At 65.5% G+C, this 12083-nt stretch carries 9 protein-coding genes and 1 tRNA gene; 3 read left to right on the forward strand and 7 right to left on the reverse strand.

The window, feature by feature from the left end; all coding sequences use genetic code 11:
• Window positions 1-4: 4 nt before the first annotated feature.
• The 5 genes from MUB46_RS04140 to MUB46_RS04160 form a co-directional block, all read right to left on the reverse strand.
• Window positions 5-1453, reverse strand: coding sequence for an NAD-dependent succinate-semialdehyde dehydrogenase (locus tag MUB46_RS04140; RefSeq protein ID WP_261614615.1), 1449 nt, complete (start codon window positions 1451-1453; stop codon window positions 5-7).
• Window positions 1454-1648: 195 nt separating this feature from the next.
• A complete protein-coding gene (locus MUB46_RS04145) occupies window positions 1649-2197 on the reverse strand; it encodes a response regulator (RefSeq protein ID WP_261614616.1) in 549 nt (182 codons plus the stop codon).
• 62 nt (window positions 2198-2259) lie between these two features.
• The gene (locus MUB46_RS04150) at window positions 2260-3321 is read right to left on the reverse strand and encodes a DUF2336 domain-containing protein (protein ID WP_261614617.1); all 1062 of its coding nucleotides are present in this window, start codon (window positions 3319-3321) and stop codon (window positions 2260-2262) included.
• Between the two features lie 109 nt (window positions 3322-3430).
• Window positions 3431-4507 carry a DUF2336 domain-containing protein gene (locus tag MUB46_RS04155; protein WP_261614618.1) on the reverse strand — a complete coding sequence of 359 codons (1077 nt, stop codon included), beginning with the start codon at window positions 4505-4507 and terminating at the stop codon, window positions 3431-3433.
• Window positions 4508-4894: 387 nt separating this feature from the next.
• Entirely contained in the window at window positions 4895-6442 is a 1548-nt protein-coding gene (locus tag MUB46_RS04160; RefSeq protein WP_261614619.1) for a hypothetical protein, read from the reverse strand.
• Window positions 6443-6586: 144 nt separating this feature from the next.
• Between MUB46_RS04160 and gph the strand changes: the two genes are divergently transcribed.
• From gph to MUB46_RS04175, 3 genes are all read left to right on the forward strand, one after another.
• Window positions 6587-7267: a phosphoglycolate phosphatase gene (gph, locus tag MUB46_RS04165; RefSeq protein ID WP_261614620.1), complete on the forward strand. Its 681-nt coding sequence runs from the start codon at window positions 6587-6589 to the stop codon at window positions 7265-7267.
• A gap of 62 nt (window positions 7268-7329) precedes the next feature.
• Window positions 7330-7405, forward strand: a tRNA-Val gene (locus tag MUB46_RS04170).
• Between the two features lie 423 nt (window positions 7406-7828).
• On the forward strand, window positions 7829-9295 hold the full coding sequence (locus MUB46_RS04175; protein ID WP_261614621.1) for a hypothetical protein: 1467 nt from the start codon (window positions 7829-7831) through the stop codon (window positions 9293-9295).
• Window positions 9296-9394: 99 nt separating this feature from the next.
• Here MUB46_RS04175 and MUB46_RS04180 read toward each other — a convergent pair whose 3' ends face one another.
• Window positions 9395-10213 (reverse strand): P-loop NTPase family protein, encoded by an 819-nt coding sequence (locus MUB46_RS04180; RefSeq protein ID WP_261614622.1) that lies wholly within the window; start codon window positions 10211-10213, stop codon window positions 9395-9397.
• A gap of 100 nt (window positions 10214-10313) precedes the next feature.
• Window positions 10314-12074: a dTDP-4-dehydrorhamnose 3,5-epimerase gene (gene rfbC, locus MUB46_RS04185; protein ID WP_261614623.1), complete on the reverse strand. Its 1761-nt coding sequence runs from the start codon at window positions 12072-12074 to the stop codon at window positions 10314-10316.
• Window positions 12075-12083: the final 9 nt, after the last annotated feature.

A 12083-nucleotide genomic window follows, 5' to 3' on the forward strand; every position in this document is an offset into this window, starting at 1 on the left:
TTCGTCAGCGGTCGACCCCGCCCATCAGCATGTATTTGATGTCGATGAACTCATCGACACCGTAGTGCGAGCCCTCGCGGCCGATGCCGGATTCCTTCACGCCGCCGAACGGGGCGACCTCGGTGGAGATCAGGCCCTCGTTGATGCCGACGATGCCGTATTCGAGCGCCTCGGCGACCCGCCAGACGCGGCCGATGTCGCGGCTGTAGAAATAGGCGGCCAGACCGAACTCGGTGTCATTGGCCATGCGGATCACGTCTTCTTCCGTATCGAACTTGTAGAGCGGTGCGAGCGGACCGAAGGTTTCCTCGCGCGTGACGACCATGTCGGAGGTCACGTTCTTCAGGATCGTCGGCTCGAAGAAGGTGCCGCCAAGCGCGTGACGCTTGCCGCCGAGAACGACCTCGGCGCCCTTGTCGACGGCGTCCTTGATGTGCTCCTCGACCTTGGTGACCGCGGCCTCGTTGATCAGCGGGCCCTGGGTGACGCCCTGCTCCACGCCCGGGCCGACCTTCATCCTGGACACGGCTTCGGCGAGCTTCGCGGCAAACGCGTCATACACGCCCGACTGGACATAGAGACGGTTGGCGCAGACGCAGGTCTGGCCGGCGTTGCGGTATTTCGAGGCGATCGCCCCTTCCACCGCCTTGTCGAGATGGGCGTCGTCGAAAACGATGAACGGCGCATTGCCGCCGAGCTCCATGCCGACGCGCTTCACGGTCGAGGCGCACTGCTCCATCAGCAACTTGCCGATCTCGGTGGAGCCGGTGAAGGTGACGACGCGGACGGCCGGGTTCGAGGTCATCTCGCCGCCGATCGCCGACGCCTTGCCGGTCAGCATGTTGATGACACCGGCGGGAACGCCGGCCCGGGCGGCGAGCTCGGTCAGGGCCAGCGCCGTCAACGGGGTTTCGCCCGCGGGCTTGCACACGGCGGTGCAGCCGGCGGCGAGCGCGGGGCCGAGCTTGCGGGTGATCATGGCGGCGGGAAAGTTCCACGGCGTGATCGCGGCGACGACGCCGACCGGCTGCTTGACCACGACGATGCGACCGTCGGCGCGATGGCTCGGGATCACGTCGCCATAGATGCGCTTGGCTTCCTCGGCGAAGAACTCGACGAAGGAGGCGGCGTATTCCACCTCGCCGGCGGCCTCGGCCAACGGCTTGCCCTGCTCGCTCGTCATGATGAGCGCGATGTCATCCTTGTTCTCGATCATCAGATCGAACCAGCGGCGCAGGATCTTCGCCCGCTCCTTGCCGGTCCTGGCGGCCCAGGGCTTGAAGGCGGCGCTGGCGTGGGCGATCGCCTGGCGGGTCTCCTCAGTGCCGAACTGCGGCACCTTCGTGATCTCCTCGCCGGTCGCCGGATTGGTCACCGGCGTCACGCCGGAACCGACCCATTCGCCGTTGACATAGCACTGGCTCCTGAGGAGCGAGGGATCCTTGAGCTGCATGAAATCCTCCGGGAAATCCGACCTGCTGTTCGACCTGAGGGCCAGCCTGCAGACCGCGATCTTGTTGGCTAAACGGTTCGGAGCGCTACCTAGCACGGCCATGGCTGCCCGACCATGCCGTTTCAACGCAGGTAGCCGGCTGGGCGGAAACAGGGTGGGCGGAAACAGGTCCGGGACGGCAACGCGCCCGCCTGCCTAGCCGATGTAGGGCTGCTCCGTGACGGGATCGATCAGCGGACCGGGGTCCGACCGGCGATCGGCACCCAGCCATTTGGCCATGGCGCCACGCCGGCGGTCGGGACCGAAATAGCCCGACAGGTCGACGAAGCCGCGGCGGTCGTGAACGATCGAGCGAACGCGCTCGCCCAGCGCCTTCGGCGAGAACGGACACGCGAGAAACTCGTCGACGCCGGCATCGCGGACCGCGGTGACGGAGGCGACCGTCGCCTCTTCCATGATCGCGACGACCGGCATGAAGGGATGGGAGAACGTCTCGCGGTCGCGGATCAGGCGGCAGAGCTGCAGGGCGTTCTTGTTCGATCCCGAGAACTTCACGAACAGGATGTCGGGCATGCCGGCGATACGGATATTGCCGATCGCCGCCTTCGCGCTCGCATAGGCCAAGACATTGTGGATGCCGATCGATGCGGCGATGCTCTTGAAAATCGAGACGCCGAACTCTTCGCTGTCGACCAGCGCGACTTTGAAATCGGCGAATTCATTGCCCGATCGTTCGATACGCATTTCCTCCTCCCATCCGCCGGCGGCATCCCGACCACCACCAAGAGATCCCTGCGCGCGTCAGGTCAGCCGGCCGCCCGCAACCGGGACGGCGTCACCATCGAGCCCCCCTTCACGTCACCGGTCTCGCGCCAAGCCTCTACCATTCTTTCGGCCATGCTGGCCGGCAGTTTGAGACGCTGTGCCCGGGCCTGGGCGATCGCACTGACCGCCGGTTCCGTCAGGCCAAGCGACGTGAGCAGCGCGACGATGGCCTCATGGTCGACCTGGAACAGCGCGTTGAGGACGGCGCGCGGCTTGAGCCGGGCAGCCTCGCCGAGGACACGGGCAAGGTTCTGGTAGCGGTTCTCGCGCGCCAGCCGCACGATCACGGACTCCAGGTCGAGATGACCGTCGCGGATCTGCGCGACGATAGACTCTGTCTGGAGCCGGTGCTTCGACTGGGCGATCTTGAGGGTCCTGGCCGCCGCCTCGGCCTTGCCGACCGGCTCTGTTTCGGCGCCGGACTCTTCGGCCATGAGCGCGGCCAGCCTGTCGCGATGTTCGGGCGGAAGGACCTTCAGCGCCCGCGCCGCGCTCGCGAGCGGCATGTCGGCGCGATAGGAGACGGCGGCCTGCAACTCCGCATCGGCCGCCGCCTTGTCGATGATCCTGTCGAAGGCTGCTTTCGAGAGGTCCGCGCCGAGATTGCGGGTCACCGCGCACACGACGCGCCGTTCGCCGCGCTCGACGAGCACCGCCGTCACCCGGGCGCTCAATGCCGCGCGCTTCGCGATCGCATCGAGGTGGTCCTGGGACGCGCGGCTGGCGATGTCGGCAAGCGTCTCGTCGTCGAACAGGGTGCAGTCTCGCAACACCGGTTCGGCAACGGCGATCTCGTCTTCGGCGAGCCGCACGTGCAGGGCGCCGATGGCGCGGTCTCTCGTCGCGATTTTGCGGGACAGCTCGATGCGACCTTCGCGGTCGACCTGATCGAGCAGATCGCCAATGACCTCGCCGAACAGGATCAGCTCACGGTCCGAGTAGTCCTGTTCCTTGTCGACGAACAGGCTCGCCATCGAGCGCAGCAACTCACGCCGCTTGTCGCCCGACGGTTCCCTGGCCAGTGCCAGAAGCGAGGCCATCATGTAAGGCGCTCCAAACGTCCAATTCGGACGCAGAGAAGACCGCAATCTTGCTTAACGTGGAGTAAACCGGCACGGCCGACAGGTGCCGGCCGGCCCGATATCGAAGCCCTCAGGCGGCGGCTTGCTGGACCGACCTGCGCGCCAGCGTGAACCGCAAGGCGCGTTGCGCGGTCGGCTCGTCGAGGTCACGCCACCGATCGACCAGGTGATCGGCCATGGACTGGGGCAGGTTCAGGCGGCGGCACCGCATGGCAGCCACGACCCGCACCGCTTCCTCGTCAAGCCTGAGGGAGCGAAGCAATATCACCGCCGGCGCCGCATTGACCTTCAGAATCGCGCCGGTCGCCACTGCCTCGTCGATACGCGAGAAGTCGCTCAGAACGAGGGAAAGATCGAGAATGCGGTCGCGGTCGCAGAGCCATATGATGACCTGATCGAGCGTCATTTCCTTCTGGCGCACCTGGCGGATGAGGCCCTTGGTTTCCAGGCGTTCGAGCGCGCGGCTCATTTTCTTCTGCCTGGTGAGCGCCGCCGCCTTCTCCATCAGCGGCCTCACCGCGTCGCGATCGGCCGCCAGAAGGGCGGCGAGCCGGATGCGCGCGTCCTCCGACAGGAGATCCAGCACCGTGTCGGCGACCTGACGCGGCATGTCGGCGCGATAGGACATCGCGTCCAGCAGCGTATCGTCGGCCTTGGCGTGATCGGCGAGCGTGGCAAAGGACGAGATCGAAATCGCTGCGCCGAAGTTGCTGGTCACCGCCCTCAGGACCGGGGACTCGCCCTTGGATATCAGGACATCGGTCACCGATTCCGTCAGGCTCTCGCGCATGGCGATCGCCAGCCTGTGCGCCTGGCCCTTGTGCTCGGCGATGTCGACGAGCACCTCGTCGCTCAGGTGTCTGGAGTTGCGAAGGACGGGTCCCGCGACCTCGGCGTCGTCATAGGCCAGGAACATATGCAACGCCTCGCCGGCATTCGGCGCATCCGACAGGCGCTCAGCGATCTCGGCCCGGGTGCTCTCGTCTACCTTTTTCAAAAGACCGGTGAGGACATCGGTAAACAGGACCAGAGAGCGGTCGCTGTAGGTCTCGACATCGCTCAGGAACAGATCAGCCACCTCGCGCAAGAGCTGCCTGCGCTTCTCGGGAGCCGGATCCTTGGAAAGGGCGACCAGATCTTCAATCATCGTACGACTCTGCCACCAGCCTTGCGCGGAAACGTCATCCGCCTCTTGCCCACCACCTGTACCGGAGCGACGTAAACATTCGCCTCCCCTATCGATTAAAACTTGATTCAGCGGAGTATTCCGACATTTCCGGCGATCAGGATTAATCAAGCGATAAATTAAGCTGGCTACCAAAGAGGCTGATTCCCACGCAGAAATCGTGGAGTCGGAAAGAAATAACCGCAGCTCGGCGCGCGCGTGACTTCGATGCACATACTCGATACCAGTAACGTGCAGGAATTCTTAAGCTGGCAATACAGCGTTCCCGGCGAACTACTACCGCTGCACACGAGGCAGATACGATACTGCCGGCGCCAATGGCGCCGGCACGGACCGCGACGGACCGCCCTAGGGCTTCTGACCGTCCGTCCCGTCCTGTTCCGAAGCCGCATTCGGCGCTGCGTCCGCCTCGTCGCCCGTCTCCTGCGGCGATGGCCGGAACCGCGCTTCGGCCGGTTCGGGCCACACCGATCCACCGCGCGGCGGCAACTCGGTGGCGGGCCTGGCAGGCGATGGCCGTTTCGCCTGGGAAATATCGGCCTCGAGGACGGATTTGATGTCGTCTCCGAGCGCCGCGATCCGGTCGTCGTCTTCCGGCGTGCCCTGCTCGGACTTGACGGCCCGCGCCCGCAGGCCCGCACGCAGTAGGGATACCGCCGACGAGGCCTGCGTATTGGGGGCGGATGGCGCCGGCCCCGGTTGGAGCTCCACCGGTTGGGCCTGCACTCGCGCGGGCTGCGGAGGTGGCGTCTGCGCCGGCGGTGCCTGCACTGGTGCTGTCTGCGCCGGTGATGTGTGTGCGGGCGGCGATGCCACGGGTGGCGGCGGCTGGGTTGGCGGCGACTGGGATGGCCACGACTGGGGGGGCGGCGAGGGAATTGGCGGCGACGGGGCCGGAGCGGCCTGCGCGTTTGGGGTCTGCGCGTTAGGGGTCTGCGCAGGCCGGACTTGCTTTGGTGGGGCCTGCTTTGGCGGGGCCTTCTTTTGTGGAGCAGCCTTCGGCGACGTGCCGCGCTTTCGGAACGGTATGAACGCGAGAGCGCCCGAGGTTTCCTTCGGCCGGCGGGTTTCCAGCACCGGTTCGTCGATCGTGCGCTGTCCGATCGGCACGGAGAATCGTCCCGCGGCCGAAGCCCACAGACCGAGCCCGGTGAAGAAAAGCAACACCGCCCCGTTCGCGTAGAGCTTCAGGACCTCGAACACCTGCTGCGGTGTCGTCAGCCCCGATCGGCCGAGGCGGGCGCCGGCATCGGGAATGCCGGGCAGCACCCAGACCTGCACGACGAAGGCAACCAGCAACGGCAGGCTGACCGGCAGGACCATCGCGGCGATGCCGGCGTAACGGGCAAGCCGCCGGTCCGGCCGGCCGACGAATTCACGCCAGGCGGTCAATGCGGCGAGCACCGGTACTGCATAGAGCCCCAGCAGAAGAATCAGGAGCACGCGGGCGAACCCGGCGGCAAGCCGCGGCGACGGATCGGTTCCGGAAATCGCGATCAGCGAATCGAGCGATTCGGACATGTGGCCGATCAGCTCCGGGACCTGGAACAGCGATATCCGCACGTCGCCCACGGCGTAGGCCCCGACCAGACACGCCAGCAGCACCAGAATCGCAAAGGAAAAGACCGGCCTTGCCAGGAAAAACCGGGCCGGCGCCCAGTCGCCCACGACGGATACCGGCGCCGCCAGGGCGTCGGTTTCCACCAATCGCGACGGCGCGACGCGATAGACGTCGCGCGCGCGGTCGCCATCCGGCTCGAAATCGACCGAATCGCCCTTGCGTGGCGATCCGCGATCACGCCAGTCGGTGACCTGGAAACGGTAGCGCCGGCCGCTGTCGGCGCGCAATACGATTGTCTCGGTCTCGGTTTCGTATCCGAGCACGACGCCCTTCATCGACTCGATCTCCACGAATCCGCCCCCCAGGGACGGTTAGCACAGCTTCGCCCGTCGGCTCCATATGCTATAGGCGCTCGACACAACGGAACCCGGGCGTACTCCCCTGCCCGCCCATTCGCTAGACCAAGAACGGAGAAATGCATGCCGGCTCCTGTCGCCGTCTTCGACCTCGACGGCACTCTCGTCGATACCGCCCCGGACCTGCTCGCCACGCTCGACGTCGTGCTGGTGGCGGCCGGCTACGAGCCGCTACCGGAGGAGAAGGCCTTCGGCACGATCGGCCACGGCTCGAAGGTGATGATCGAACATGCGCTCGACCTGCAGAACGTCGAGCCGACGGAAGCGATCGTGAAGCCGATGCACGAGCATTTCCTCGCCTACTATGCGGAGAACATTTCGGTCGGCTCGCGGCCCTTCGAGGGCGTGGCGGACGCGCTGGACCGGCTGGCGGCGGAGGGCGCGGTGCTCGCCGTGTGCACCAACAAGTACGAGGACCTGTCGGTCAAGCTGCTCGACGCGCTCGGCCTGTCCAGGCGATTCGCGGCGATCGTCGGCGCCGATACGCTGGGCGTGCGCAAGCCGGACCCCGCGCATCTGCTGGGCACCATCGAGCGGGCCGGCGGCGACAGGGCGCGCGCGGTGATGGTCGGCGACAGCCGCACCGACATCGACGCGGCCAAGGCGGCGCAGGTGCCCGTCATCGCCGTCGACTTCGGATATACCGACACGCCGGTGCGGCAACTGGGGCCCGATCACGTGATTTCGCACTACACCGCGCTCTACGAACTGGCCGCGCCGCTGCTCGGATTGTCCCGGGTCTAAACAACATGTGGCACCGGACCGCTTGACTTGGCGCCATGCCGGTCCTTATATCCCGGCGCGTCGGGCGATTAGCTCAGTTGGTAGAGCACAGTGTTCACATCGCTGGGGTCACTGGTTCAAGTCCAGTATCGCCCACCATTTCCTTTCCGACCCCGTTCACCGTCCAGGAATCAGGACCCGTCCTGATGTCCCCAGCCGCGCCGGCGCGATACCGGCCGGGCCGCTGTTCCCGTTCGGGGCTGCCAACCGTCGTGCGTGGTTAACGCGGCTCGGGCGGCGACGGGCCTTTCGATCGACGCAAAAACCGTCGCTGAAGCCGGTTTCAAACGGCATACGCGGGCCGGGCGGCCTATCATGACGCCCTAAGCCCGAAACAGCCCGCGACGACCGAATGAATACCTGCATTTTGCTACCTCCAGTGCGCACCAAAAGCGGTATTGCTGCACTCCCCGCAAGCGGCATACGGTGAGCCGGCACGCCAGTTCTGGTGGGCATGAAGCGGCCCGCAAGGCCATTCCAGACAGGGCAATCCAGAAGGTCCACGGTCAAAGGAGCACAGCGGTGGAGCTGGCCGATCAGGACGGTCAATTCGTCATCCGGACAAACCGCAATATGGCCGTGCCCGCCGGGGCGACGAGACACCTGTTGGCGTCGGTTGCCGTCGATACGTTCGGCACCCTGGAAACCTTGCCGGTCTTCGACCGTTCCGATCAGCAGATCGGACTGCTGATCGGAACGGTCGTCGACACGGACCGCAAGGTCGTTCTCCACGATGGCCTGCGCCTGGACGGGAGCCTGGATGGGGACGGCGACGTCGACGCATTCGTCGAAACGCAAATCTACCGGCTCGCCGGCACCTTTCTCTTCGTGCTCGATCACGGCGGCACGAGACGGGTCTATCTCGACGCGAACGGAACCAAGTCCCTCGTCTACGACCCGTCGTCGAAAATGGCCGGGGCGACAGCGACCGTCCTGCTCGACGCGCGGGAGTACGACAGACGCTTGCGGCACGATCTCCTCGATGCGCTCGGCGTTCACAGGGGCGGCAGTCTTCCCGGCGGGCTGACGGCGCATCGCGGGATATATCGGCTTCTGTGCAACCACTATCTCGATCTCGATAGCTGGACCGCGACGCGCCATTGGCCCAAGGCCGAGATCGCGCAGACAACAGATGTCGCGGCGACCTGCAGGACGATCGTGACCGAGGTGAAGAACACGATCGAAGCGCTGATCAAGGAGGGAGATGTCCACGTCGCTCTGACGGCGGGACACGATACCCGGCTGGTTCTGGCGTGCTGCCGCGATTTCGTCGACCAGATCACCTTCGTCACACTGCAGGTGCCCGGCGACGGGATCGACATTCAGCTCGCCGGGGCGCTTTCCGAGAAATTCAATCTGCGTCATCGCGTGCTGCCGTTCGTCAAGACCGACAGCGATGAAGCCGAACGGTGGCAGAAGCGCGCGGGCCATGCGGTGCGCGGTCCGAACATGGACCTGTATGCCGCCGTCGCGCCCCTCAAGGATCGCATCTTCGTCGGCGGCGCGTGCGGCGAAATCGGCCGCGGCTGTATCTGGTTCGGCGCAACCGACACCACCCCAATCGACGCACGACAGATGGCATCGCGACTCAAGCTGCCGATGCATCGCGAGGTGATCAACGCGATCGACAATTGGCTGGCCCCGATCGACCATCTCGGCAGCCTGTTGAAGCTGGACCTCGCCTACATGGAACTCAGCATCCATTGCTGGGTCTTCGTTCAGTCCTACACGAAGCCCGGCCACGTCGAGATCAATCCCCTGATCTCGCGAAGGTTGTTCACCGCGATGCTCTCGCTGCCGCCGGAGGTCCGCCTCAAGAACGGGATGATCCTGCGCTGCATCGAGTCGGCCTGGCCGGAGGTGGCCAGCGTCCCCATCAATCAGTACGGAAACTGGCGCGACAAGACGGTCAAGCTCCGCCACGCCATTTCCGATCCCAGACGCGCCATCCGCAAGGCGCGCCAACTGGTAAGCATCCTCATCGGCTAGCCCGAGACCAGACTCAACCGCTCCAGGCACCGTGACGCGCCGTCTTCCATGTCACTGGAAGGGGATGTGAGGAACTCTTTCGGGACGCGCCCTGCTCGCTCAGGGCGCGACCGGCGCGCCCGTGACGTCGTCGACGTTTCCAGACCACTCGTCGGGCATGTAGCCGTAGAATGCGTTATAGCCGTAGAAGCCCTTGCCCCAGCGATTGTTCGTGATCCGGATGTTGCCGACCGGTTTGTCGGTCTTGCGCGGATCGATGTACATCGTGTAGCCGCCGCCGGTCATGCGATTGCCGTCGATCACCCAGTTTTCCAGCGCGCCGAACTCGTTGTTCAGCATCAACGCCGACGTATCGGCGTTCTCGTTCGTCAGCGTGTTGTTCAGGATCTGGACATCGGACCCGCCGTTGCACTCGATCGCATCGAAGTGGGCCTGGGGACCGCCGGCGAGCTCGTGAATGAAGTTGCCCTCCACGCGGGCCGGGCCCCAGATGTTCAACCCATTCTCGAAGCCGTGGATGTTGTTTCGCAGGAAGGCGCCATAGCCCAGAACGCCGTTCACTGTCGTGCCGTTCCCGATCAGCTCGCTGTCCTCAAGACGGAAACCGGTATTGCCGTCGATTACATAGATGAGGTGATAGGGCGTGGCGGACTCGATACGGCTGTTTCGGATCGTGACGTCGTTCGCCTTCACCACGATGTTGCCGACGAGATCGACCCCCTCCAGCACCGTGCCGTCGGTCGAGATCTCGATCGTCCCGGTCTGCTTCGACAGCGTGGTTCCCGGCGGCACACCGGTATTCGTTTCGTCCGGATAGCCCGCCGGCGCGGCCTGGGCGAAGGCCTGCGGGAGCGCGTCAGACCCGGCGATGGCAAGCGCCATGGCGGCCGCGAGAAGCGTCGTCTTGAGAAAGTCCATCAGGATGTCTCTTGCCTCCGGCCGCGCCGTGAACCGTCCGAGCCGTCCAGATCGCACGGCAGATCGCACGGCCCCGGCGATCGATCCACCGCGATCGCGTTCACAGCCGCGCGACCTCGGAGGCAACGGGATGGGCCTTGAAGCCGTTCGTGCCGACGGGCCGCACCAACGGGCGCCACCAGCCCTCGTTCTCGAGATACCAGGTGACCGTCTCTCTCAGGCCTGCCTCGAAGCTGTGCGCGGGATGCCAGCCCAGGTCCTTCTCGCCCCCCGATTGCTCCACCAGGCAATAGCGATAGTCCTCGGAAGACGCCTCATCGGTCCCCGCGATCAGATCGCGGCGGCGGCGGCCGTCCGACAATGGACCCACGTGATCCTCGACCAGATCGGCGATCGCGGCGGCGACCTGGCGATCGCTGCGATGCACGCTTCCGCCGATGAGATAGGGGCTGCCGATCTGCCCGCGCTCGGCCACCGTCACAAGCGCCTCGGCGAGATCCTCGACGAACAGCCAATCGCGAACGCTGTCGTTTCCGACGAGGTCCGGCAGATGCTGACCGGTCGCCACACCGACGATCGCCCGGGGGATCAGGTCCTCGAGGGCTTGATACGGGCCGAAAATATTGCTGCACGTGGTCACCAGTACCGGAAGGCCATAGGTGTGCCCCCAGGCGCGCACGACATGATCGCCGGCGGCCCGACTGGCCAGATAGGGCGACAGGGGGTCGTAGCGCGCGGCACCGGAGAACGCGGGATCGCGGGCGTCGCGGGCGCCGAACACTTCGTCGGTCGACACGTGCAGGAAGCGGAAGCGGGCGCGGGCCGCCGGATCCAGTTTCTCGAAATAGGCGGTCGCGGCCTGCAACAGGCGCAGCGTGCCGATGGTGTTCGTTCTGAGGAACGCCTCGGATTCCGCGAACGGCCGGTCGGTCCTGGTCTCCGCGGCGAGATGGATGACGCAGTGCGGCCTGAACTCCTGGAACACGGACTCGAGCAGACGCGTGTCGCAGACGTCGCCGATCCGCAACTCATACCGCGGATCATCAAATACCGATTCCAGCGTCGCGGCCGATGCCGCCGAGCTCAGCCTGTCGAGATTGAGCACCGTGTGCCGGCTGCGTGCGATCAGATGGCGCACGACGGCGCTGCCAATGAAGCCGGCGCCGCCGGTTACCAGCACCCGCATGGACGATTGCGCCGCTCGCGCCTTGCCGAACATCCGCGTTTCGGTCAACCGTACGTGACGCAGCGCGGGCAACGCGCGATCCTTGTCCGAGACAATCGGCTTACGCCCGGCCAACGGCCAGTCGATCGCGAGCTCCGGGTCGTCGAACGCGATGCCGGCGGCGTGATCGGCCGAATAGTAGTCGGAGGTCGCGTACACGACCTCCGTATGGGCTTCGAGCGTGCAGTATCCATGAGCGAAGCCGGCCGGAATGACGAGGGCCTCGCCACCCTCGGCCGTCAGGACCGTCGAGACATGGCGACCGAATGTCGGCGAGCCGGGCCGAATGTCGACGGCGACGTCGAATATCGAGCCGCGCGCAACGCGAACGAACTTGTCCTGGGAGCGCGGCGCCTTCTGGAAATGGAGGCCGTGGATCGTGCCGGGCTGGGCCGATACCGACCTGTTCTCCTCGACGAGATCTATGTCCACCCCGGCTTCGGCGAGCAGGTGCCGGCGCCAAGCCTCGCGGGGTTGCCCCTTCCGGTCGCGACGCTGGGGGATGCGAAAAAGCCGGACTTCGGGAAACGCTGAACCGGATGCACTTGAATCGGACCGTTCCGCTGCGCTGGCTCTGAATTCCTCGTCGGCGGCACTAGACGTCTCGTCTGGCAGAACGGTGAATGCCGGCTCCATAATCACTCC

This window comes from Microbaculum marinisediminis, from assembly GCF_025397915.1.
GTDB classification, from domain to species: Bacteria; Pseudomonadota; Alphaproteobacteria; order Rhizobiales; family Tepidamorphaceae; genus Microbaculum; species Microbaculum marinisediminis.